Consider the following 23,633-nt stretch of genomic DNA (forward strand, 5'->3'; position numbering starts at 1 on the left):
ACGGTGATCTGCAAGAGTTTGCGCCGGAGCGAGGCCGCCGTAAACGGCGCTGGCCAACGCCAGTAGGAGTCGTTCGGGAGCACTCCCCCACCGCCGGGAGGCAATCAGGACGTCGGGCGGCGACCTGCCAGCAGGAGGTCGAGCACGCTCTCGGCGAGCCAGGCCTCGTATCGCTCCAGGCTCCAGCCGGCCTGCTCGCACAGCCGGAAGTACTGGTCGGGTAGCGCCAGCAGCCAGAGCAGGTCGGCCAGTTCGTCGATCGGCCGGTCATCGCGCAGGTCGCCTCGCCCGGCGAGCACCGTCAGCGCGTCCCGCAGCTCACTGCGCATCCGCGCGATCAGGTCCGCGTACTCGGCGGCGATCTGCGGATCGGCGGCGGCCGCCTGCTCGAACACCCGCCACAGCGGCGTCACCCGCGTGTTGAGCCGGGTGACGAACTCGGCCAGGCGGCGCAGCCGGCGTACCGGGTCGGGATCGTCCAGGATGGCCTTCGGCTCGGGGCGCTCGAGCAGCCGGGCTGGTCCGTCCTCGCCGGTGACGGTGAGCGTGAACACCGCCAGCAACAGTTCGCGCTTGGCGGCGGTCAGGTGCACGGTCTCGACCGAGACCTGCGCGCGCTGGGCGATCGCGCGCATGGTTGTGGCGACGTATCCGCGTTCCTCGAAGCACGCCTGCGCCGCCGACATCACCCGGCGCCGGGTGGCGCTGGACTGCGCCTGACGGGTCGGCGAGTGGTACGCGCGTGTCGCCATCGGGACAGTTTACGTTACATTAGGACTGTAGTGATTACAGTGGCACTGTAGCGAAAGGAGGCCGCCATGGCCCGGTACCTGCTCGCCAGCACACCGGTGCACGGACACGTCGCGCCGATGACAAACATCGCCGCCGGACTCGTACGGGCCGGCCACCGAGTGCGATTCCTGACCGGAGCGCTGTTCCGCGAGGCCGTCGAGGCGACGGGCGCGCAGCACGTCGCCCTTCCCGCGGCCGTCGACTACGACGCTCGCGACATAGACGCCGCGTTCCCGGGCCGCACCAAGCGCTCCGGACTGCGCAAGCTGACCTTCGACGTGCGGTACACCTTCATCGAGCCGGTGCGGGCACAGGCCGAGGCATTGCGGACGATGCTCGACGCCGAGCCTGCCGACGCCGTACTCGCCGAGACCACGTTCTTCGGTGTGCTGCCGCTGCTGCTGGATCCGCGACCGCGCCCGGCCGTGGTCAGCGTCGGGATAACCGTGCTGCCGCTGCTCAGCCGGGACACCGCGCCTTTTGGCCTCGGCTTGCCACCCTCGTCGAGCGCCGCCGGCCACGTCCGCAACCGGCTGCTCAACTTCCTCGTACGCCGGGTCGTGTTCGGCCCGAACCAGCGACGTCTCCATCGGACACTGCACGACATGGGGCTGTCCGGCTCGCCGCCGTTCTTCTTCGACTGGCCGAAGACGGCCGACCGCTTCCTGCAGCTGAGTGTGCCGGGCTTGGAGTACCCGCGCAGCGACCTGCCCGCCCAGATACGGTTCGTCGGCCCTCCCCCACCGCACGAGGCGATCCGCAACCAGACGCCTCCGCCCTGGTGGGACGAACTGCTCGCCGCACGCCGGTCAGGGCGCCCCGTGGTCCACGTCACCCAGGGCACCCTGGACACCTCCGACCTGACCCGCGTGATCACCCCCACCCTGCGTGCCCTCGCCGGCAAGGAGGTCTTCGTCGTGGTCACCACCGGCGGACGTGACCCGGCCCGGATCCCGGGCGGACTACCCGCGAACGCCCGAGCGGCCACCTACCTGCCCTATGCCGATCTGCTGCCGCACGTCGACCTGGCTATCACCAACGGCGGATTCGGCGGAGCGCAGCTCCTGCTTGCCCACGGCATTCCGCTGATCGTCGCCGGCGACACCGAGGACAAACCCGAAGTCGCCGGCCGGGTCGCAGCCAGCGGCGCCGGAATCAACATGCGTACCGGCAACCCCACCGCGCCGGCCCTCGCCGCCGCGGTCGAGACCGTCCTGCGGAACCCCACCTACCGGCAGCGGGCCCGCAGCCTGGCCGCCGAGTACGCCGGCCACGACACCATTGCCCTGGTCGACGCCGAACTCGCCGACGTCACCCGCCAACGATCGACACCCGTGCAACCGTGACAACGAGCCCTCGTTCACGGCCCCTATTGCATCAAATTCGTTTGATGTAATCTGCGTGGCGTGACGCCGGAGACAACCGGCACTCTCGCGCCTCCCGGGTTCGCGACCGCCGCGGGCCGACCGGCCCGGTGGCGGTTGCCCAGCGAGCCGGCCCGCGGCGAGGAGAAGGCATCATGACCAGTCCTATCGATGACGGCACCGTCAGCGTGCGCTACCTCGTCGACGACGTCGCCGCCACGCTCGACTTCTACACCACCCACCTCGGTTTCACCCCGATCACCACTTTCCTTCCGGCGTTCGCCGACATCCGGCGCGGCAACCTGCGGCTGCTTCTCTCCGGCCCGGCCAGCTCCGCCGGCCGCGTCATGCCCGACGGACGCCAGCCGCACCCCGGCGGCTGGAACCGCATCCACCTGCTCGTCACCGACATCCACGCCGAGGTGACCCGGCTGCGCGCGGCAGGCGTCGCGTTCCGCAGCGACGTCATCACCGGTCCCGGCGGCCGGCAGATCGTCATGGACGACCCGGCCGGCAACCCGGTCGAGCTGTTCGAGCCTGCCCGGGCCTGACCGGCGGCGCACGTTCCCGGTCCCGCGTTTCGGTAGCTGCCGGGAATTACCAGCTCATGGCAGCGGGACGACGTAGGAGTCGACGCGAGCGATGACTCCGTTGTGGAACGTGAACAGGTCGTTGAAGGCGAAGCGGAATTGCCCGTGTTCAACGCTCACCCCACGGCCCTCGCCGGTGGTGACCACGACGGACCCGTCCTCGTAAATGCGTTGAACGTCGAGCTGGGGCCACCGGAAGGTGGCGGTGGGCGATCAGCTGGTCGCCGTGCAGGTCGGCGCGGGTCAACGTGCCGTTTGCCAAGCGCCACGGCCGATCAGTAGCGGAAGTTGTTGACCAGGGTCGTCAGGTCGGTGGACATCCGGGCCAGTTCGGTGGTGGCCTGCTGGGTCTGGCCGACGCCTTCGCTGGTGAGGCGGGCGGCTTCGGCGACGCCGGTGATGTTCGCGGCGATCTCGTTGGTTCCGGTGGCGGCTTCGGCGACGGAGCGGTTCATCTCCGCGGTGGTGGCGGTCTGCTCCTCCACGGCGGAGGCGATGGTGGTCTGGAAGTCGCTGATCTGGGCGATCACCTGGGAGATCTGTTCGATCGCGGTGACCGCGCCGTCGGTGTCGGCCTGGATCGCTTCCACCCGCCTGGAGATGTCCTCGGTGGCCCGGGCGGTTTCCTGGGCCAGGTCTTTCACTTCGGAGGCGACCACGGCGAAGCCTTTGCCGAGCTCGCCGGCTCGGGCGGCTTCGATGGTGGCGTTCAGTGCGAGCAGGTTGGTCTGTTCGGCGATCGCGGTGATGGTCTTGATGACGTTGCCGATCTCGGCCGACGACGTGCCGAGCTTGTTCATGGTGACCGAGGTGGCCGCGGTCAGGGCGACGGCGTCGGACGCGACCTGGGCGGCCTCGGCGGCGTTCTGCGAGATCTCCCGGATGGCGGCGCCCATCTCTTCACTGCCCGCCGAGACGGTGGACACGCTGCGGGAGATCTGTTCGGCGGCGGCGGACACCGCATGCGCCTGCGCCGTGGTCTCCTCCGCCGATGAGGCGATCTGCTGCGCGGTGTCCGACATCTGCTCCGATGCGCCGGCCAGCGACGCCGCCGACCCGTCAATCGTGGAGACTGTCTGGCGCAGCCGGCTCAACGCCTCGTCCAGGGCCCGGCCCATCAGCCCGGGCTCGTCGCGTGAGGTCAGGCCGGTCGTACGGGTGAGATCACCGGCGGCCAGTCCGTCACAGACGTTCTTGACCTTGCTCAACGAGCGCACGACCTGCCGTGCGACCCAGAAGCCCAGGATCAAGGCGAGCAGGGACCCGACGATCAGCATCACGATCGAAGCGGTGCGGCTGGACCGGTAGCCCGACTTCGCCGAGGCGGCGTTCTGCCGGGCGTCGGCGGTCTCCGCGTCGCTCAGCGTGCCGAGATCCTGGGTCACCTTACTGAACACCGGCGTGACCTCGGTGTCCCGGGTGTGCTGCCAGGTCTTCAGGTCATTGGCTCGGCTGGCCGGTATCTGCTTGTTCTTCGCGATCTGTTCGTAGGCCTGCCAGGTCGTTCGCAGGTCGTCGATCACCGTGCGGTTCCCGGCCGGGCCGCTGTCCACGTACGCGGTGAACCGGCCGGCGACGGTTTGCAGGTCGGCGGTGAAAGCCTGCTCGTACTTGGCCATGTTGGCCTCGTCGGAGGAGATCGCGTGGTTGGCCAGATCCAACCGCGCCTGGAGCATCGCCGCTTCCAGGTCGCCGACGGCTTGAGTGCCGTTCACGTTGCTGAAGTAGATCATTTGCGCGGAGCCGCTCGCGGCGCTCAGCGCCCGTAGGCCGGTGACCCCCACGACGACCGCGACCAGCACCGCGATGCTGATCGCCGTGAGGATCTTGACGTTGACCTTGAGGTCAGCGAAGGACCGCCGAATCCGTACGGGCGTGGCGCTGCCGGTAACCGTAGCCATATCGCGTCTCTTCTCCAGAACGTCTATCGGGCGCCCTCGAACACAACCGGTGTCACTTGGAGTTCCGGCCCCCACTTCCGGCATCCTCATCGGCGCCTTCGCCGACCGTCTGAGCGGGAACGCCGAATCCGGCTGGTCTGACATCAGGAGAGCGCCATCGTCGGATTCCCGCCGCGCCGACCCCCATCAGCCGGTTGACCGATCGCCGCCCCTCGGCAATAGTAAGGCTCGTGCCTAAGTATCACGATGAGCTCTTCGCCGTGCTCCGCGCTCTCGCGGACCCCACGCGCCTGGCCGTCGTGGAACGGCTGGCGAAGTCCCCAGCCGTCGTGTCCGAACTCGCGGCGCCGTTCTCGATGGCGTTGCCGTCGCTCATGCAACACCTGCGGGTCCTCGAGAACGCGGGACTGGTCACGTCGCAGAAGCACGGACGCGTCCGCACCGTGAGCCTGCGGCCGGGCGCCCTCGACGTCGTGCACCTGTGGCTCGACGAGCAACGAACCCCCGCAGAACGCCAGGCCGACCGGCTCGGCATCCACTTGACCCGCACCAAAGACGAAGGAAACTGACATGACCCGCGTACGCATCGACCTGTTCGCCTCGCTGGACGGCTACACCTCGGCCGGGCAGACCCCGGAAAATCCGATGGGTGACGACTGGGGGCGCCTCACGGCGGCCAACTGCGCCACCCGTACGTTCCACGAGCGCGTCTTCGGCGACACCAGCGGCGCCGGCACGACCGGCATCGACGACGCCCACGTCGCCGGGCACTTCGAGGGCGTCGGCGCCGAGATCATGGGCTCGGCCATGTTCGGCCTGCACACCTTCCCCGACGACCCCGACTGGAAGGGATGGTGGGGCGACCAGCCGCCGTTCGGCACCCCGGTCTACGTCCTCACCCACACCGCACCGCGGCCGCCGATCCCGATGGCGGGCGGAACGACCTTCCACTTCCGTAACACCGCGATCGAGGAGGTGCTCGCCGAGGCGAGCGAGGCCGCCGGCGGCCTGGACGTACGCGTCGGCGGCGGGGTCGGCACCGCGCGCGACTTCCTGCGCGCCGGCCTGGTCGACCACCTGCACGTCATGATCGCCCCGATCCTGCTCGGCCGGGGCACTCGGCTGTGGGACGACCTGCGCGGCCTCGAGCTCACCCACAAGGTGACGACGGAAGTGGCCGAGAGCGGCACCATCCACGTCACCTTCACGCGATAGGACACCCAGATGACGATCGAACGCCGGCTCGCCCGCGCGGAGTTCACCCTGACCCGCGACTATCCCGCTGCCCCCGAACGCGTCTGGGATGCGTTCGCCGACGAGCAGCAGAAGCTGGCCTGGTGGGGCGCCGGCGACGCCATTGAGCCCGGCGAGTGGGCGTTCGACTTCCGCGTCGGCGGACGCGACGTCGCCGAGGGCAAATTCCACAACGGCCCGGTCTCCCGGTACGAGGCGACGTACACCGACATCGTCGAGCACGTCCGCATCGTCACGACGGCATCCACATGTCGACATCGGTGGCGTCGCTCGAGTTCGAGCCGATCGGCGCGGGCACCCGGTTCACCCACGTCGAGCACGGCGTCTTCTTCGACCAGTTCTGGGCCGACGGACCCAACCGCGAGGCGGGCACCCGGGGCCTGCTCGATGCTCTGGGCAACTACGTCGCGTGACCCACCTTCCCCGGCCGGAGATCCAAGTGCGGATGCCCCGAGGCGGGAACACAATGGCCGGATGACCGAGCCGATGCCTCGACGCCGGATCCTGACCGCGGCCGCCGGCGCCCTGGGTCTGATGTGGACGCCCGTACCCCCCGCCGCGGCGGCTTCGGCCGACGAGGGCTGTCCGGTCCCGCCGGACTTCCCCGCGGGCGTGGAGCACTACCGGCAGGCCTACCGGAACTGGGCGGGCGAGTTGCGGGTCGACGACGTCTGGATCGCCGTCGCCCGCAGCGCCCAGGACGTGGTGACGCTGGCCAACTGGGCGTACGGCCACGGGTACGCGTTGCGCGCGCAGGGCTTCCGGCACGGCTGGTCACCGCTGACCCTGACCGCCGGCACCGATTGCGGCGGCCGCGTCGTGCTCGTCGACACCCAGCACCTCAGCGCGATGACGCTCGACGGCCCGGGTGCCGAGCCCGGCTCCGTGACCGTACGCGTCGAGCCGGGCGCGGCGATGGAGACGCTGCTCGGATTTCTGGAGGCGGCCGGCTACGGGCTGACCGCCACCCCGGCCCCCGGTGACCTGTCGGTCGGCGGCGTCCTGGCGGTGGACGCGCACGGCACCGCCGTACCGGCCGACGGGGAGACCCGGCCGCCGGGCACCACCTACGGGTCGCTGAGCAACCTGGTCCTGCGGCTGACCGCGGTCGTCTGGGACCAGGACGCGGGCGCCTACGTCACACGGTCCTTCGAGCGCACCGATCCGGACTGCGCGGCGCTGCTGACGAACCTGGGAAGGGCCTTCCTCACCGAGGTCACGCTGCTCGCCGGGCCGCTCGCGCGACTGCGGTGCGTCAGCCGGGTCGACATCGGAGCGGCGGAGCTGTTCGCGGCGCCCGGCGCCGGCGGGCGCACCCTCGAGAGCTTCCTCGCGGCAACCGGACGCGTGGAAGCCATCTGGTTCCCCTTCACCGCCCGTCCCTGGCTGAAGGTGTGGAGTGTCAGCCCGCAGCGGCCGCCGACGGCGCGGCCGGTCACCGGGCCCTACAACTACCCGTTCAGTGACAACGTTCCGACGCCGGTGGCCGACCTCGCCGGGCGCATCCTGGCCGGGCAGTACGAGCTGGCCCCGGCCCTGGGTCAGGCGCAGTACGCAGCGACCGCCGCCGGGCTGCGCGCCACCGTCTCCGCCGACCTGTGGGGCGCGGCCAAGAACCTTCAGCTGTACGTGCGGCCGACGACCCTGCACGTGCACGCCAACGGGTACGCGGTGCGCGTCCCGCGCTCGCAGGTTCAGGTGCTCGTCCATGCGTTCACCGGTTTCTTCACCGCCCGGCTGCTGGCGTACGCGGCCCGGGGCCAATTCCCGGTCAACGGCGCGGTGGAGATTCGGGTGACCGGCGTCGACGACCCGGCCGACGTGGCCGTCGCCGGAGCCCGGGCGCCGGCCCTGTCCGCGCTGCGGCCGGACCCCGACCGCCCGGCCGAGCAGGTGGCGGTCTGGTTCGATGTGCTGACGCTGCCCGGCACGGCCGACGCCGACCGCTTCTATCGGGAGCTGGAGCGCTATCTGTTCGCCGCCTACCCCAGTACGCGGGTGGAGTGGTCGAAGGGTTGGGCTTACACCGACCAGGCGGCTTGGAGCGACCCGGATGTGCTCGGCCGGGCCGTGCCGTCGTCGCTGTGCCCGGGCTGGGACACCGCGGTGTCGACGCTGGACCGGCTGGACCCGGCGCGCGTGTTCAGCAATCCCTTCCTCGACCGGCTCCTGCGCGCCTGACCCCCGGGCGTACGGTCACCGCGGCTGCAGCGTCGTCGTGCAGCCCTTCACCAGCGCTGCCGGGTCCTGCGCGAACCGGACCGGTTGGCCGTAGTCGAGCGCGCCGCCGGTCCACATCGCCAGCACTTTGACGCCGAGTGACGGCGCGCTGTCGGGGTCGTCGCGACGGTAGTCGCGGGACAGCATGGTGACGACCCGGCCGTCGAACTGCAGGCAGCCGCCGGTGAAGTACGGCCCCGGCATGGTGGCCGGCCGGGTCCCGAGCAGCTGCGGAGCGGCCGGGTCGGAGGCGCCGTCGTAGATGAAGATCATGTCCGGGCTGCGGCCGGCGCCGACGACGCAGTCCAGGAGTACGAAGGAATCGGGTACGCCGTCCCGGGTGATGTCGTAATACACCGTCTTGAAGAACTGTTCCACCCCGGTTTCCCCGCAGCGCATGCGCTCGCCGGCCACGGCGACCCAGTTGACGCCGGTCAACCGGCTCTGCGGGAGCGGCCTGGTCAACGTGACCTTCGCCTTGGACGTGTCGGTCCGGCCCAGGCTGAGCGTGTCGACGAGCCCGGAGAAGCTGACCGCGATCGGGCTGCGCAGGTCCAGTGCCTGCTCGACCAGGCCGGTGGCCAGGTCGCCGGCCCGTTTGAGCTGTTCCGTCGGGTCGAGCTTCGCCATCTCGGCCCGGTACTGGTGCGTGACGCTGGCCCGGGCGAAGACCGGGAAGCATTTGCCGAACATGTCGTCCAGCAGCGCGTCGACCTGCTTGGAGAACGACAGCCCGGCCTCCTTCGCCTTCAGCGTCGAGGTCGTGCCGCAGGCGATCAGGTCGACCCAGTCGAAGAACCCGTCGATCGCGTCGGTGGCCCTCGAATTGCTGGTCTCCTGCCGCAGGGCCTTCTTGCGCAGCCCCACCAGGCCGTTGTCCGACTGGGTGTCGGCCAGGTACTCGGCCATCGTGTAGGCCCCCGACCGGTTCTTGCGGGCGGCGATGAAGCCGTCCTCCAGGCCCTTCTGCACCGTCACCAGCTCGGCGCGGGCGGCCGAGAGCTCCTCGGCGGACAGGCCGTCGGTCAGTACGGTCGCCAGCACGCCGAGCAGCTTGGCCGCGGTGATCCGGGCGTCGAGGCGGGCATCGAGGACCAGCGTCCGGGGCGCGTCGCCGGCCAGCTTGAACGGCACGGTGTCGCCGGCCGGCACCGAAAGTTTGTCGTCGCGCGACAGCACCATGGCCATCGCGAGCTCGATCGGGTCGAAGCTGTCCAGTAGATCGGCCGCGCCGGGGCCGATCGCGCCGTCGGGAAGATCAACCAGCAACGGGTACGGATACCGGTCGTTGACCTTGGCCGGCCACATCCCGCCCTTCTGGGCCGCGACGCAGCCGGTCATCCCGGCGCTGTCGGTGACCGTCCACTCCTTGGCCGTCGACTCACACTTGACCGTGTCCAGGGTTCCGCCGGTCACGCCGACCGCGGCGGACGCGACCAGCTTGGCGGCGTCGGCGCTGCGATCGGCCACCCAGGCGGCGCCGTCCTTCGCCTTGACCATGGACCAGGAAATGGTGTTCGCGGCGGCCTGCAGCGGGTTGAAGTAGGCGATGTGACCCCAGGAGAAGTGCGGCCACGATCCGCTGATGGTGTGCGCGCCCGCGTCGACGGTGCTGGGCACGAGCACCCAGGCGCCGTTCTCCTCGACGAACATGACCACCCGGCCCGGGTCGACGGCGAACCCGGGCGGCGGCTGCCAGGCCGCGGTGACGGTGCCGCCGCGCGCGCTGTGGTCGAGCTTGATGTCGAACGGCCGCGTCAGCGGCAGGAACCCTTGCACCGGCGCCGGGCCGTCCCCGTTCTCGGTGATGGTCACCCGGGTGTCCTGCGACAGCTGCCCGGAGCCGAAGGTGACCTTCACCTTGCCGTCGTCGGAGGTCACGCTGCCTCCGGACTTGTGGACGCGGTGGCCGCCGCCGAACAGGCCGCACGAGGTGGTGGCGAGCAGGATGAGCACAACCAGCAGGGTGGCCCGGAACCGGTGCGGCATCGAACGGTGTCCTCTCCGGTCGTCCTGTCCTGCATTCTGACCGTCTGACGTGCCGAAACGGCATCCGTTCGCCGGCCGGCGCCAGGAGACCATCGGACGACCCGTTCCGGCTCCGGCACACCGCCGCCGGTCGCCTCCGGGCTCGGGGAAGGCGTGGCCAGGCGCTGGGCGGTCACGATCCTGCGGCGCGAGCACTGCGACAAGACGTCGAGAGGCCGGCGCACCCCGGGCCCGGGCTCCAGGCTACGGCGTTACCCGACCCCGCCAGGCGGATATCGGGTACCGCCGGCATCAGGGCGGCTTCGTAGCTCAGGCGGCCGCGGTCACGTGGGCGACGACCATGTCGCCCAGCATCTGCCGCAGGTGCGCCCGCAGCTTGGGATCCAGCAGATCGCGGTCGAAGATGGCCTGGAAGGTGTAGCGGTTGGCGCCCCGGAAGACGCAGAACGCACTGATGATCATGTGTACGTCGAGGGCGTCGAGGTCGTCGCGGAACAGGCCGGCGGCGCGACCACGCTCCATGATGCGCGACAACACGTCGAGCGCGGGCGCGGCCAGCACCTCACGGGACTTCGAGCGCCGCAGGTGCTCGGCGTTGTGGATGTTCTCGATCGCGACCAGCCGTACGAAGTCCTGATGGGACTCGTGGTGGTCGAAGGTGAGCTCGGCCAGCTGACGCAGCGCCTCGACCGGCTCCAGGTGGTCGACGTCGAGTTGCTGCTCGAGCGAGCGGATGTGCCGGTACGCCTGCTCCAGCACCTCGAGGAAGAGGCCTTCCTTGCCGCCGAAGTAGTAGTAGATCATGCGCTTGGTGGTGCGGGTCTTGGCCGCGATCTCGTCGACCCGGGCGCCGTCGTAGCCCTGCCGGGCGAACTCCTGCGTGGCCACTTCCATGATCTCGGCGCGGGTGCGCTCGGCGTCCCGTACCCGTTCCTTCGCCGTCTCGGCCGTCATGTGACCCCTTCCCCGGGTCGACTCTAGCGGGTGAGATGGCTACCGTGTACGTACCGGTTCGTACATTACCCGTACGGGGAGGGCGTCTTGGCTCGCACCAGCATCGCCACGGTATGCCTGTCCGGCGCCCTCGAGGACCGGCTGGACGCCGCGGCAGCGGCCGGTTTCGACGCTGTCGAGATCTTCGAGAACGATCTGATCGCCTCCGACCGTTCTCCGGCCGACATCCGCCGCCGGGTCGCCGATCTCGGTCTGTCCATCGATCTGTACCAGCCGTTCCGGGACGCCGAGGGCGCACCTCCCGACCGGTTCGCCACCGTACTGCGCCGCATGCGGGCCAAGCTGGACGTGATGGAACGGCTGGGCACCGAGACGATCCTGGTCTGCTCATCGGTCGCCCCGGACACCGTCGACGACGACGCGCTGGCCGCGGAACAGTTGCGCCGTCTGGCCGAACTGGCCGCCGAGCGCGGCATGCGTATCGCCTACGAGGCACTCGCCTGGGGCCGGCACGTCTCCACCTGGCAGCACTCGTGGGAGATCGTGCGCCGGGCCGCCCATCCCGCCCTGGGGCTGTGCCTGGACAGCTTCCACGTGCTCTCCCGCACCGATGACTACGCCGCGATCGCCGAACTTCCCGGCGACCGCATCTTCTTCCTGCAGCTGGCCGATGCGCCGCGGCTGCACATGGACGTGCTGCAGTGGAGCCGCCACCACCGGCTGTTTCCTCTGCAGGGCGGCCTCGACCTGGCCGGCTTCACCCGGGCCGTGCTGGCCGCGGGCTACACCGGCCCGCTGTCGCTGGAAGTGTTCAACGACGTGTTCCGGCAGGCCGATCCGCGCCGGACCGCCATCGACGCCCGGCGTTCGCTGATCGCCCTGCAGGACGGCATCGAGGCCGCCCTCACCCCGGCCCCCGGCCTGTCCGGCATCGCCTTCGCCGAGATCGGCGTCGACGGGCAGTCCGGTCCCGCCCTGGAGCAACTGCTCCGGGCACTCGGATTTGCACACACCGGGCAGCACCGTTCCAAGCCGGTCCAGCTGTGGGAGCAGCAGCGCGCCCGCATCCTGCTCAACTCCGGCACCGTGCACCTTCCCGAGGCCTCCGCGGCGATCCGTGCCTTCGCGCTGGAGAGCGACCGGCCGGAGCAGTCGGCCCGCCGGGCCGGGCAGTTGCTGGCTCAGCCGCTCCCCCGGCGCCGCGGGCAGCGGGAGGCCGACCTGACCGCGGTCGCCGCACCGGACGGCACCGAGGTGTTCTTCTGCCGCACCGAGCAGGCCGGAACCGGGTGGCTCGGCGACTTTCTGCCGACCGGGGAGTCGCCCGCACCGGGCACCGGGATCACCGCGATCGACCACCTGTCGCTGGCCCAGCCGTTCGACCGATTCGACGAGGCGGCTTTGTTCTACCGCAGCGTGCTCGGTCTGACCGGCGACGAAGCGGGCGAGTTCGCGGCGCCGTTCGGACTTGTCCGTACGCTCGCCGTCCGCGACCCGGACCGGCGGGTGCGACTGGCGCTGAGCGTTCCGGTGCTGCGCCGCGGCGACTGGGCGCCGGCCATCACCCATCCCCAGCACATCACGCTCGCCAGCGACGACCTGGCCCGGACCGCCGCGGCACTGCTCGATGCCGGCGTCTCGCCCCTGCCGATCCCGGACAACTACTACGACGACCTGGAGGCCCGGATCGAACTGCCGGCGGACCTGGCCCGGACGTTACGCACGCTCGGCGCCATGTACGACCGCGACGAGTACGGCCACTACCTGCAGCTGTTCACGCCGATGGCCGGCACCCGGGTCTTCGTCGAAATCGTGCAGCGGGTGTCCGGCTACCGCGGTTACGGCTTCGCCAACGAGCCGGTCCGGATGGCCGCCCACCGCTATCAACGCTTGCGGGCCGAGGTCACAGCCTGATCGCGGCCGCGAGCCGGATCGCCTCGGCCGCCGAGGGTGTCTCGTCGAGCACCACGGCGCGCCAGTCACCCGGGCCGAGGTCGACCGGCCGCGGCACGGTGCCCTGCGAGACCAGCACCGGTCCCCGCACCGGCACCGGTTCGAGCCGCCCGTCGCGACCCAGCAGCAAACCCTCGTCCTCGATCGACTCCACCGTCGCGCCCAGCCGGATCTCCACATCCGGGTTGCCGGCCAGCCGCCGCACCACCAGCACCTTCTCCCGGAAGCCGGCCTCCGGCGCCGGCTCCTCGCCGGCACCGATCAGCAGGACGCGCTGCCCGGCCGCGGCGATCGCGTCGGCCGCCGCGATCCCGGCCCGGTCGGCTCCCCAGACGGTGACGACATCGGCGCGGTCCACCGGCGGACTCGTGGCGAGCCACTCCAGCAGGCCGGTGACGCGTGCCCGGTCCGCGCCCGGCACCGGCGGGATGAGGCTTACGCCGCCGGCCGCTACCACGACCAGATCGGGCGCCAGCGCGGCAACCGACGCCGGGGAAGCCGCGGTGGACAGCCGCAGGTCCACTCCGAGCCGCTTCAGCGCCGCGTCGTACCACGTGAGCAGCCGCCCGAACTCCGGCCGGCTGGGCAGCTCGGACGCCAGCCGGAACTGGCCGCCGATCCGCGACTGCGCCTCGAACAGGGTCACCCGATGGCCCGCGGTGGCCGCTCGGCGCGCCGCCTCGAGACCGGCCGGCCCGGCACCGACAACCACGACCCGGCCGACCCCGCCCGACGGCGGAACCGGTGGCTGCCATTCGTGGCCGGTGGACGGGTTCACCACGCACCAGATCGGCCGTTGAGTGTGCAGCTCGTCGATGCAGCCCTGATTGCAGCCGATGCACGGCCGCGGCTCAGCACCGCGCAGCACGGTCGCCGTCCATCCGGGGTCGGCATGAAGAGCCCGGCCCACGGCGACAAGGTCGGCGGCACCGGAGCGCAGGACGTCCTCCGCCGCATCGCCGGTAGGGATCCGCCCGGCGACGCAGACCGGCTTGCCCAGGGCCCGGAACGCGGACGCCGCCGAGGCGAGCACCCCACGGGGCACCTCGCCCGGCTGCACCATCCACTCCCCCGCCTCGTAACAGCCGGCCGAGACGTCGATGACGTCGACCAGCTCGAGCCGCAGACGCCGGGCGAGCGCCAGGGTGGCCGTCCGGTCGAGCCCGCCCGGTACGCCCTCGAAGGCGGACAGCCGCAGGAAGAGAGCCGGCGCCGCGGAGCGCACCGCGGCAAGGACCTCGTTGAGGAACACGACCGGGTCGGCGTACCGGTCGGTGCGGTGGTTGGTGCGCGGGGACAGGAACTGGTGGATCAGGTAGCCGTGCGCGCCGTGCACGGACAGCACGTCCACTCCGGCTTCAGCGCATCGGGCGGCCGCCGCGCCGAACGCGGTGACGATCATTTCGGCCTCGCCGGTGGTCAGCTCGCGCGGCGTGTGCCCGCGAAACGGCACCGGCGACGGCGCGACGGGCTGGAACCCGCTGACGACCGGATCGGCGACCCGCCCGGCATGGTTGAGTTCCACGCCCAGCCACGCACCCTCGGCGTGCACGGCGTCGGACAGCGCCCGCAGCCCCGGAACGACGCGGTCGTCATGGGCGCCGAGCTGCCGGATCCGGCCGCGTCCGTCCGGCCGTACGAAGGTGGCCTCGGTGAAGACCAGTGCCGTCCCGCCCGCGGCTCGCGCCCGCAGATAGGCCTCGTAGCGGGCGGTCGACCGGCCCTCGCGGTCGGCGTAGTTCCGTTCCATCGGCGCGGCGACCACACGGTTGCGCAACCTCAGCGGGCCCACCTGCAGCGGCGAGCCCAGCAGCGGAAGCGTCACAGCCCGAGGTAGATGCGCCGGACCTGGGGGTTGTGGCGCAGCTCGGCCGAGGTCCCGGTCATCGCCGCCTCGCCGTTCTCGACCACCAGGCAACTGCTGGTGGCCTCGAAGGTGAGTTTGGCGTTCTGCTCGACCAGCAGCAGGCTCAGCCCGTCCGCGCGCAGGCGCTGCAGCACCGCCAGGATGTCCTCGACCAGCTTCGGCGACAACCCCATGGACGGCTCGTCGAGCAGCAGCAGCCGCGGCTTCGACATCAGGGCCCGGCCGATGGCCAGCATCTGCTGCTGGCCCCCGGACAGCGCACCGGCGAGCCGGAGACGCATCTCGCCGAGCACCGGGAACAGCTCGTAGACCTCGGCCAGGGTCGCCCGGGTCTCGGCGTTCCACTTGCGGTGGTACGCGCCGAGCAGCAGGTTGCGCTCGACCGACAGCCCGGCGAAGACGTGACGGCCTTCCGGGACGTAGCCGATGCCGTGCCGCACCATGTGGCGGGCCGCGACGCCGGTGAGGTCGGTGTCACCGAACCGCAGCGTGGTGATGCGTCGCGGGATCAGGCCCATGACGGCCTTGAGCGTGGAGGTCTTGCCGGCACCGTTGGCGCCGATCACCCCGACCGCGTCGCCGGCCGGCACGGTGAAGCTCAGGTCGTTGACGGCGCGGACACCGCCGTAGTGCACCGTGAGTCCCTCGACGGTCAGCGTGGTCATCGGGTCACCTCGGGGATCGGTGGCATGTCGTCGTTCATGGAGTCGCCCAGGTACGCCTCGATCACCGCCGGCGTGGCGACCACCTCGGCCGGGGTGCCCTCGGCGATGATCCGGCCGCCGGCGAGCACGGTGATCTGCTCGCAGAGCGACATGACCAGTCCCATGTTGTGCTCGATGATGACGACGGTGATGCCGCTGTCGCGGATCGACCGGACGATCTCCGACAGCTGGCGCACCTCCTCGCCGTTGAGGCCGGCCGCCGGCTCGTCGAGCAGCAGCAGCGCCGGCCCGGCGGCGACCGCGCGGGCGATCTCCACCCGGCGCTGGATGCCGTACGGCAGCGCCCGCGGCTGCAGCTCGGCGAACTCGGTCAGGCCGTACCGCTCGAGAATGGCGTCGGCCTCGGCGCGCCGGGTCCGGTCCCGCCGCCAGACGCTCAGCGGCCGGATCACGTACCGCCAGCTGGACAGCGTGCCCGTACGGTCGAGGGCGACCATGACGTTCTCGCGGACGGTGAGGTCACCGAAGAGCCGCAGATTCTGGAACGTCCGCGCCAGACCGGCCCGCGCCAGCCGGTAGGGCGCTCGGGCAGTCATGTCGCGGCCGCGGAACTCGATCCGGCCGCGGCTGGGCCGGTACAGCCCACTGACCACATTGAACAGTGTGGTCTTACCGGATCCGTTGGGCCCCACCACGCCCCGGATCTCGCCGGCCGTAACGCTCAGCGAGACGTCGTCGAGCGCGCGCAGCCCGCGGAACTCCTTGGATATCCCGTCGACCCGCAGGATCGTGGTCGAGGAGCCGGCGGAGGCTTCCCCTTCGTACGGTGTGAACGGCCGCATGCGGGCCGCCGAGACCGTGTGCCCCCGGCGGCGCGCCAGCGCCGCCTGCCACCGCATCGGCAGTCCGGCCAGCCCGCTCGGTGCGAAGACCACGACCAGCACGACCACGCCACCGTAGGCGAGCTGCGCGATCGTCGGATGGTCGGACAGCACTTCCCGCACCACGGACAGGCCGATCGCACCGGCCACGCAGCCGACGAGGCTCTGCCGGCCACCGATGATCACCATGGCGAGCAGCAGGAACATGGTGGAGATGCTGAAGGACTCCGGTGAGACGTACTGGATGAGACCGGCGTAGAGGACGCCGGCGACGCCGCCGTAGATGCTGGCCAGCAGGAAGGCGGTCATCCGCAGGACGGGGACGTCGGCGCCGAGGGCGCCGGCCGCCAGGGCGTCGTCGCGGGTGGCGCGCATCCGCCGGCCGAGACCCGTACGCACGATGAACAGCCCGAACACCAGCATGACGGCGAAGACGACCAGTTCCAGGTAGTAGTAGAGGTATTCGCTGGTGAGGTCGATGCCGGGGATCGTCGGCACGGCGATCCCCGAGATGCCCTCGGCCCCGCCGGCGATCTGCGCGTTGGTCACCCAGTTGGTGAAGGCCAGCGCCAGCCCGAGCGTCACAATGCCGAGGTAGTGCGACTGCACCCGCAGCGCCGGTGTGCCGACAATCAGGCCGACCACCATGGTCGCCAGGACGGCGAGGACCGCACCGAGCCAGAACCCCAGGCCCGCCTTGGTGGTGAGGATCGCCGTCGCGTACGCCCCGACGCCGAAGAACGCCACCTGCGCGAGGTTGACCTGGCCCCCGATGCCCATGCACAGACCGAGCCCGACGGCCAGCACCGAGAAGATGAGGATCACGTTGGCCACGTGGATGGTGTAGGAACTGAGCCCGTACGGGAGCAGCCACGCCAGCACGGCGATCAGCGCGAGGATCAGAAGCCGGTAGCGCGTTCTCATGCCCGGTTCACCGTCCGCTCGCCGAAGATGCCCGTCGGCCGGATCATGATGATCACCGTGAAGACCAGGAACGTCGCCAGCTCGGAGTAGCCCTGGAAGTGGCCGGCCGCATAGGAGTCCAGCACACCGATCGCCAGGCCGCCGACGATCGCGCCGGGAATGCTGCCGAACCCGCCCAGGATGGCGGCCGCGAAACCCTTGATGCCCAGGGTGCTGCCGAGGGCCGGGCTCACGTACAGCAGCGGGCCGATCAGGCCGCCGGCCAGCGCCGCCAGGCCCGCGCCGATCATGAACGCGATGGCGTTGCTGCGTCCCACGTGGATGCCGACCGAGGTGGCCGCCTCGTGGTCCATGGCAACGGCCTGCATGGCGGTGCCGCGCTTGGTGCGGGACAGGAAGAGCACGAGCAGGACGGTGGCGATCGCGGCGATGGCCAGCACCACCAGGTCGTAGGTGCGGATGCGCAGACCGGCGACGTCGAGCGGCGCGGCGGGAACCGGCGACGGCACCGCCCGGCCGGTCGCACCCCAGACCAGGATGACCAGCGCGTCGAGCACGATGCCGAAGCCGATCGTGCCGATCAGCATGAGGTCGAAGTCCTTGTTCTCCAGCGGCCGCAGGACGCGCTCGATGACCAGTCCGATGATGCCGGTGACCACGATGGCGACCACCATCGCCACCGCGAACGGCAGCTTCGCCGACAGGTAGAACGTCGACGCCAGGTACGCGCCGACCGTCACCACGTTGCCGTGCGCGAAGTTGACCAGCCCCATGGTGCGATAGACCAGCGAGAAGCCGAGCGCGATCAACGCATAGACGGCGCCCAGGCTGATCCCGCCGATGATCGTCTGAAGGAATATCTGCATCGCTGCCCCTCGGCGCGGTTGTCTGAGCCGGCCGGCTCGGTCGCCGGCCGGCCGGGTGTCAGCTGGATGCGGCGACCAGCTTGCCGTTCTGGATGGTGCCGATCGAGGTGGCGGAGATCCCGACACCGGTGTTGTCGAAGCTGAAGTTGCCGAGCAGGCCCTGATACTTGGTGGCCCGGATCGCGTCGGCGAGTTTCTGACCGGTCGCTCCGTTGCTGGTCTTCAGCGCGGTGAGCAGGATCTGCGCGCCGTCGTACGCCTTGGCTCCGTGCAGCTCCGCGTCCTCGCCGTACGCGGCCTTGTAGTCGGTCGCGAACTGCTTCGAGGCGGCGGAACCGTCGTTGCTCAGGTACGGCGAGCTGACGATGGTTCCCTCGACGTTCCTGGCGCCGGCCGTGTTGAGGAAGACCGGGGTGCCCTGCGGCGCGGCGCCGGCGAACGGGGCGGTGATCCCGAGGTCGCGGGCCTGCTTGACGATCAGGCCCGACTCGACCTCCTCGGCGCCTAGGAAGATCAGCTGCGGCTTCTTCTGACGGATCGTCGAGAGGGCGGCGCTGAAGTCCTTCTGATCGGTGGTCACCACCTGGTCGGCGACCGGCTTGATGGCCCGCGCCGACAGGGCCTTGAGGAAGGCGTCGTGCTCGCCCTTGCCGTACGACCCGTTGTTGCTGATCATCGCGATCGTCTTCAGGCCCTTGGCGTCGACCACGTACTTGGCCAGGGTCTCGTCGTAGGTCGTGCTGGTGGGGCCGTTCAGGAACAGGAAGGGACTGCCGACCGCGACCAGGCCCGGCGACTGGCCGGAGGTGATGTTGGGGATGGACTCCGACTTCAGGATCGGCGCCATGGCGATCGTCACCGCGCTCTCGGCGGTGCCGAGCAGCGCGACGTTGCCCTCGGAGGAGATCTTGCGGGCCAGGTTGGTGCCGGTGGTGGGGTCGCCCTGGGTGTCGTAGACGGTCAGTGCGATCTGCCGGCCGTTGACGCCGCCCTTGGCATTCCACTGGTTGACCGCCAGCTTGACGCCCTTGAGCTCCCACGCGCCCAGCGAGCTGAGCTGGCCGCTCTGCGCGTCGGCGACCGCTATCTTGATCGGGCCGGAGCTGTCGCCGCCGGCGTCGTCCTTCTTGCTGCCGGGTGCGCTGCAGCCGGCCGCGAAGAGAATGCCCAGCGCAGCGAGGGCGGCCCATCGTCTCATCATGTGCGTCACCTCGATCATTTCAGGGGATTATTCGAAGACGCCTTGATAGATGTCCTTGATGTTCCAGTGCCCAGGCGTCGGCACCGGCTCGTTGACCATCGGCACGTCGATGACCGCCGGTCGGCGGCGCTCGACGGCCGTCCGCAGCACGGTCGTCAGCTCGGCCGCCGCAGAAATCAGGTATCCGTCGGCCCCGCAGGCCCGCCCGAGGGCGGCGAAGTCGGGGCTGTAGGGGTTGCCGTCCGGGTCGGTGAAGTCGCAGCCGTAGCTGCGGCCGAAGTTGCTCGCCTGCAGGTCGGAGATCGTGCCGTGGGACCGGTTGTTCATCACCAGGAAGATCACCGGCAGGCCCTGCTCGACCGCCATCGGCAGGGCCGGCAGCTGGGCGCTCATGCCGCCGTCACCGACCAGCGCGACCACCACCCGGTCGGGCTGGGCGAGCTGCACGCCGAGGGCGGCGGCCGGGCCGAAGCCCATCGTGGAGGCGCCGCCGGGGGTGATGAACCGGCCCTCGGGCGGCAGCGGGTAGCACTGGGCGACACCGTTCTTGTTCCAGCCCACGTCGGTCACGAGCACCGTGTCGGCGGGCAGCGCGGCGCGCACGTCGGCGAGGATCCGCTCGGGCCGCAACGGGAACTGGTCGCTGCGGCCGCGCTCGGCGCTGGCGGCGAAGAGTTCGTCCCGAGCGGCTTTGATCCAGGACTGATTCTTGCGCGTGGCCGGCCTGCGTCGCGCGGCTTCGCAGATGGCCGCGATCGCCGGGCCCGCGTCGGCGACCACACCGATCTCGACCGGGTAGTTGCGCCCGATCTCGGCCGGGTCGATGTCGATCTGGATCAGGCGGCTCGGCGGGAAGCGCCACGTGTAGGCCGGATTCCAGGAGCTGGCGTCGGTCTCGGCGAAGCGGGTGCCGATGGCGAGGACGAGGTCGGCCTCCCGCGCGTACTTGTTGGTGACCTCGAGACCCCAGAACCCGGTCATGCCCAGTACGAGCGGATGCTCGTCGGGCAGCGTGCCCTTGGCCATCAGCGAGTGCGCCACCGGGATGTCGAGGTGCTCGGCGAGCTCCCGCAGGGCCGTTCCGCCGGCGCCGCCACCCACATAGATCAGCGGCCGCTCCGCTTCGGCCAGCGCGGTCGCGATCGCCTCGGCGTCCGCCTCGGAGATGACCGGCCGGGTGCTGGTCTCCGGTAGCGGATAGGCCGGCACGCCGTCGGGCATCGGGCGGGAGAAGATGTCCATGGGCACGTTGAGCAGCACCGCGCCCGGCCGCCCGCTGGTGGCGGTCCAGAACGCCCGCTCGGTGAACCGGGTCAGGTCCTCCACCCGGTGCACCTGCCAGGCCCGCTTGACGAACGGGCGGTAGATGGCGGTCTGGTCGGCGTCGTGGTGGAGGTTGACCTCCTGGTGCGGGTGCCGGCCGTACATGTAGGACGGTATGTCGCCGGAGATCGCGACCAGCGGCACCGAATCGAGCGCCGCGGTGGCCACGCCGGTGACCGCGTTCATCATGCCGGGGCCGACGTGCATGAGCAGCACGCCCGGCTTGCCGGTGGCCCGGGCATACCCGTCGGCGGCGTGGGCCGCGGTCTGCTCGTGGCGGGCGATGACGAAGTCGATGTCGCTGCGCCCGATCGCGTCGAGCAGGGCGATGTTGGTGTGCCCGCAGGTGCCGAAGACGCGGTCGACGCCGTACGAGCGCAGCTGTTCGACGAGCGCGTCGGCGGCGGTTGGCGTACCCATCAGTTGTCTCCCCAGATCGACATGCCGCGCAGCATCAGCGTCTTCACCACCGTGTAGTCCTCGACCATGTAGTGCGGCGACTCCCGGCCGAATCCGGAGTCCTTGACTCCGCCGAACGGCACGTGGTCGAGCCGGTAGTTGGACGATCCGTTGACCACCAGGCCGCCGACCTCGAGCTCGCGCCAGGCGGTCAGGATGCGGCCGATGTCGCGGGTGAACAGGCCGGCCTGCAAGCCGAACCGGCTGGCGTTGCAGGTCTGCAGAACGGTGTCGAAGTCGTCGAACGGCAGCACGGTGACCAGTGCGCCGAACACCTCGCGGACCACGACGGACGCGTCGGCGGGCGGCTCGGCGACCACGGTCGGGTTCAGCGTCGCGCCGTCGCGGGTGCCGCCGACGGTGATCCGGGCGCCGCCCTCGACCGCCTCGGTGGCCCAGCTCAGCACGCGCTCGGCCGCGGCCTCGTCGACCATCGACCCGACGTCGGTGGCGGGGTCGAGCGGATCGCCGACCTTGAGCGCTTCGACCTCGGCGGTGAGCAGGTCGACGAAGGTCTCCAAAAGGGGTCGCTGCACATAGACGCGCTGAACCGAGATGCAGCTCTGCCCGGAGTTGGAGTAGCCGGTGCGGGCGCAGGTCTTCGCGGCGGCGGCCAGGTCGGCGTCGTCGCAGACGATGGTGGCGGCGTTGCCGCCCAGTTCCAGCACGAGTCGTTTCGCACCGGCGGCGCGGGCCACTGCCTCTCCGGTCTCGGCGCTGCCGGTGAAGCTGATGACCGCCACCTCGGGCGCGGCGCAGAGCGCGGCGCCGATCTCGCCGCCGCCGTGCAGCAGCTGGACGGCCTCGACCGGCGCGCCGGCCTCGAGCAGGAGCGCGACCACGGCCGCCGACACCGCGGGGGCCTGCGGCGGCGCCTTGACGATGGTGCTGTTGCCGGCCGCGAACGAGGCGCCCAGCTTGTGGGCGAGCAGGTTGGCCGGCGCGTTGAACGGGGTGATGGCCAGCGCGACGCCGGCCGGGGCGCGGTAGGTCAGCGCGGTGTTGCCGATGCCGCGAGCCCAGCCGGCCACCGGCAGCACGTCGCCGCCGATCCGCCGCGCCTCGGCGGCACAGACGGCGAACGTGTCGGCGACCCGGTCGAGCTCGCCGAGCCCGTCCTTGAGCGGCTTGCCGAGTTCGAGGGCGAGCAGGCGGGCGATGTCCTCGCGACGCCGGGCGGCCAGTGCCGCGGCCCGGTCCAGGATCTCCGCCCGGGTGGCGGGCGCGAGACGACCCACGCTGCGCGAGGCGGCTCGGGCGTATTCGGCGGCGGCCGCGGCGTCGGCCGGCTGGGCCACGCTGGCCCGGCTGACCGCGAGGCGGGTGAACGGGCCGATCCGCTCGGCGACCGGTCCGTCGTCGATCCATTTGCCACCGACCAGCGCGGGCGCGACAGCCACGCCGTCCGGCGACGGGTCAACGATCGTGTCGAGCATCCATCCTCCTCGGTCGCCACGAATGAGGTCCGCTACGTGGACCATTGAGCGCGTATATGGACCACTGTGCGGACTCCGGTGTAACGTACGGTTGGCCGCAAGCCCCTGGCAATAGGTCGAAGCGGAAAAGTTACGGACCGATGAAGTCGCTCTCCGGGCGGCAGAATCGTCGGTGTCCGCCTTCGCGAGAGAAAGTGAGCCACCGTGACCGAGGCCCCGCCCGACAGCGGCGGCGTGCGCAGCATCCAGCGCGCGCTCGACATCCTGTCGCTGCTGACCGAGGACCGTCCGCTGATCGCCGTGCGCGACATCGTCGCGGCCACCGGGCTGGCCAAGACGACCGTGATCCGCATCGTGCAGACGCTCGAACAGAGTGGCCTGCTGTGGGCCACCAGCTCGGGCTACATGGCCGGCCCGGGCCTGTGGCGCTGGGCGCACCTGGCCCGGCGCAGCTGGGAGCTGCCGCCGGAGACCCAGCGGATGATGCGGGAACTGGCCGCCCGGCAGCGCGAGACGGTCAACGTCTACGTCGTACGCGACATCGTCCGCGTCTGCATCGCCCAGCAGGAGAGCCCCCAGCCGCTGCGGCACGTGGTGCAGGTCGGTGACGAGCTGCCGCTGTGGGGCGGCGCGTCGTCCAAGGTGTTGCTGCGCAACGCTTCCGCCGAACTGCTCGAGCGGATCGCCAGGTCCTCGCCCTACGGCCCGGGCCACGCCGGGCAGCTGCGGGAGTGGGCCGACACCGCGGCCGCCCAGGGGTACGCGGTCAGCCACGGCGAGCGGGACGAGGGTCTCTCCGCGGTCGCCGTGCCGATCGTCGGCCGCTCCGGCACCGTGGTCGCCTCGCTCTCGCTGAGCGGCCCGACCGTCCGGTTCACCGACGACCGGGTCACCGGCTTCGTCAAGGACCTGCAGGCCGCGGCCGCGCAGATCACCGAGCGCGGCTTCGAACACCCGCTCGGTTCGTCGTACTAACCCCTCGAAGGAGCGTCGC

19 protein-coding genes and 1 pseudogene are annotated in these 23,633 nt (G+C 70.7%); 9 read left to right on the forward strand and 11 right to left on the reverse strand.

The window, feature by feature from the left end; translation table 11 throughout:
• Nucleotides 1-104: 104 nt before the first annotated feature.
• Nucleotides 105-752, reverse strand: coding sequence for a TetR/AcrR family transcriptional regulator (locus tag ACIA5C_RS01635; RefSeq protein ID WP_396050121.1), 648 nt, complete (start codon nucleotides 750-752; stop codon nucleotides 105-107).
• A gap of 66 nt (nucleotides 753-818) precedes the next feature.
• On the opposite strand from ACIA5C_RS01635, the gene ACIA5C_RS01640 reads away from it, so the two are divergent.
• Together ACIA5C_RS01640 and ACIA5C_RS01645 are read left to right on the forward strand one after the other, a co-directional pair.
• Nucleotides 819-2,138, forward strand: a complete 1,320-nt coding sequence (locus tag ACIA5C_RS01640; RefSeq protein WP_396050123.1) for a glycosyltransferase — start codon at nucleotides 819-821, stop codon at nucleotides 2,136-2,138.
• Nucleotides 2,139-2,311: 173 nt separating this feature from the next.
• Entirely contained in the window at nucleotides 2,312-2,707 is a 396-nt protein-coding gene (locus tag ACIA5C_RS01645) for a VOC family protein (protein ID WP_396050125.1), read from the forward strand.
• A 314-nt stretch (nucleotides 2,708-3,021) separates the two neighbouring features.
• On the opposite strand, the gene ACIA5C_RS01650 is transcribed toward ACIA5C_RS01645, so the two are convergent.
• Nucleotides 3,022-4,647 (reverse strand): methyl-accepting chemotaxis protein, encoded by a 1,626-nt coding sequence (locus tag ACIA5C_RS01650; RefSeq protein ID WP_396050127.1) that lies wholly within the window; start codon nucleotides 4,645-4,647, stop codon nucleotides 3,022-3,024.
• Between the two features lie 230 nt (nucleotides 4,648-4,877).
• Between ACIA5C_RS01650 and ACIA5C_RS01655 the strand changes: the two genes are divergently transcribed.
• The 5 genes and pseudogenes from ACIA5C_RS01655 to ACIA5C_RS01675 all read left to right on the forward strand — a co-directional run bounded on the left by ACIA5C_RS01655 (nucleotide 4,878) and on the right by ACIA5C_RS01675 (nucleotide 8,082).
• Entirely contained in the window at nucleotides 4,878-5,216 is a 339-nt protein-coding gene (locus ACIA5C_RS01655; RefSeq protein WP_396050129.1) for an ArsR/SmtB family transcription factor, read from the forward strand.
• 1 nt (nucleotide 5,217) lies between these two features.
• A complete protein-coding gene (locus tag ACIA5C_RS01660) occupies nucleotides 5,218-5,862 on the forward strand; it encodes a dihydrofolate reductase family protein (RefSeq protein WP_396050131.1) in 645 nt (214 codons plus the stop codon).
• 9 nt (nucleotides 5,863-5,871) lie between these two features.
• Nucleotides 5,872-6,105, forward strand: a pseudogene (locus tag ACIA5C_RS01665) (ATPase); the annotation flags it as partial.
• A 44-nt stretch (nucleotides 6,106-6,149) separates the two neighbouring features.
• The gene (locus tag ACIA5C_RS01670) at nucleotides 6,150-6,314 is read left to right on the forward strand and encodes a hypothetical protein (protein ID WP_396052062.1); all 165 of its coding nucleotides are present in this window, start codon (nucleotides 6,150-6,152) and stop codon (nucleotides 6,312-6,314) included.
• A 61-nt stretch (nucleotides 6,315-6,375) separates the two neighbouring features.
• The gene (locus tag ACIA5C_RS01675) at nucleotides 6,376-8,082 is read left to right on the forward strand and encodes a cholesterol oxidase substrate-binding domain-containing protein (RefSeq protein WP_396051990.1); all 1,707 of its coding nucleotides are present in this window, start codon (nucleotides 6,376-6,378) and stop codon (nucleotides 8,080-8,082) included.
• 15 nt (nucleotides 8,083-8,097) lie between these two features.
• Here the strand turns inward: ACIA5C_RS01675 and ACIA5C_RS01680 are convergent, their stop codons facing one another.
• Nucleotides 8,098-10,110 (reverse strand): hypothetical protein, encoded by a 2,013-nt coding sequence (locus ACIA5C_RS01680; RefSeq protein WP_396050133.1) that lies wholly within the window; start codon nucleotides 10,108-10,110, stop codon nucleotides 8,098-8,100.
• Between the two features lie 309 nt (nucleotides 10,111-10,419).
• Nucleotides 10,420-11,064 (reverse strand): TetR/AcrR family transcriptional regulator, encoded by a 645-nt coding sequence (locus tag ACIA5C_RS01685; protein WP_396050135.1) that lies wholly within the window; start codon nucleotides 11,062-11,064, stop codon nucleotides 10,420-10,422.
• 87 nt (nucleotides 11,065-11,151) lie between these two features.
• Here ACIA5C_RS01685 and ACIA5C_RS01690 point away from each other — a divergent pair, with 87 nt between their 5' ends.
• A complete protein-coding gene (locus ACIA5C_RS01690; RefSeq protein WP_396050137.1) occupies nucleotides 11,152-12,978 on the forward strand; it encodes a TIM barrel protein in 1,827 nt (608 codons plus the stop codon).
• Here the strand turns inward: ACIA5C_RS01690 and ACIA5C_RS01695 are convergent.
• Genes ACIA5C_RS01695 through ACIA5C_RS01725 form a run of 7 tightly spaced genes read right to left on the reverse strand, consistent with a single transcriptional unit; the run spans nucleotide 12,968 to nucleotide 22,639 of the window.
• Nucleotides 12,968-14,842 carry an FAD-dependent oxidoreductase gene (locus ACIA5C_RS01695; protein ID WP_396050139.1) on the reverse strand — a complete coding sequence of 625 codons (1,875 nt, stop codon included), beginning with the start codon at nucleotides 14,840-14,842 and terminating at the stop codon, nucleotides 12,968-12,970. The genes ACIA5C_RS01690 and ACIA5C_RS01695 overlap by 11 nt on opposite strands.
• Nucleotides 14,839-15,549, reverse strand: a complete 711-nt coding sequence (locus ACIA5C_RS01700; protein ID WP_396050141.1) for an ABC transporter ATP-binding protein — start codon at nucleotides 15,547-15,549, stop codon at nucleotides 14,839-14,841. Before ACIA5C_RS01700 ends, ACIA5C_RS01695 begins: the two co-directional genes overlap by 4 nt.
• Nucleotides 15,546-17,354: an ATP-binding cassette domain-containing protein gene (locus ACIA5C_RS01705; RefSeq protein WP_396050143.1), complete on the reverse strand. Its 1,809-nt coding sequence runs from the start codon at nucleotides 17,352-17,354 to the stop codon at nucleotides 15,546-15,548. Before ACIA5C_RS01705 ends, ACIA5C_RS01700 begins: the two co-directional genes overlap by 4 nt.
• Nucleotides 17,351-18,220: a branched-chain amino acid ABC transporter permease gene (locus ACIA5C_RS01710; protein ID WP_396050145.1), complete on the reverse strand. Its 870-nt coding sequence runs from the start codon at nucleotides 18,218-18,220 to the stop codon at nucleotides 17,351-17,353. Before ACIA5C_RS01710 ends, ACIA5C_RS01705 begins: the two co-directional genes overlap by 4 nt.
• A 58-nt stretch (nucleotides 18,221-18,278) precedes the next feature.
• Nucleotides 18,279-19,421, reverse strand: coding sequence for an ABC transporter substrate-binding protein (locus tag ACIA5C_RS01715; RefSeq protein WP_396050147.1), 1,143 nt, complete (start codon nucleotides 19,419-19,421; stop codon nucleotides 18,279-18,281).
• A 27-nt stretch (nucleotides 19,422-19,448) separates the two neighbouring features.
• On the reverse strand, nucleotides 19,449-21,164 hold the full coding sequence (locus tag ACIA5C_RS01720) for a thiamine pyrophosphate-binding protein (protein ID WP_396050149.1): 1,716 nt from the start codon (nucleotides 21,162-21,164) through the stop codon (nucleotides 19,449-19,451).
• The gene (locus tag ACIA5C_RS01725; RefSeq protein ID WP_396050151.1) at nucleotides 21,164-22,639 is read right to left on the reverse strand and encodes an aldehyde dehydrogenase family protein; all 1,476 of its coding nucleotides are present in this window, start codon (nucleotides 22,637-22,639) and stop codon (nucleotides 21,164-21,166) included. Before ACIA5C_RS01725 ends, ACIA5C_RS01720 begins: the two co-directional genes overlap by 1 nt.
• Nucleotides 22,640-22,843: 204 nt before the next feature.
• Here ACIA5C_RS01725 and ACIA5C_RS01730 point away from each other — a divergent pair, with 204 nt between their 5' ends.
• Entirely contained in the window at nucleotides 22,844-23,614 is a 771-nt protein-coding gene (locus ACIA5C_RS01730) for an IclR family transcriptional regulator (protein ID WP_396050152.1), read from the forward strand.
• The last annotated feature ends 19 nt before the right edge of the window (nucleotides 23,615-23,633 follow it).

Source organism: Actinoplanes sp. NPDC051343, from assembly GCF_044455125.1.
Lineage (GTDB): Bacteria > Actinomycetota > Actinomycetes > Mycobacteriales > Micromonosporaceae > Actinoplanes.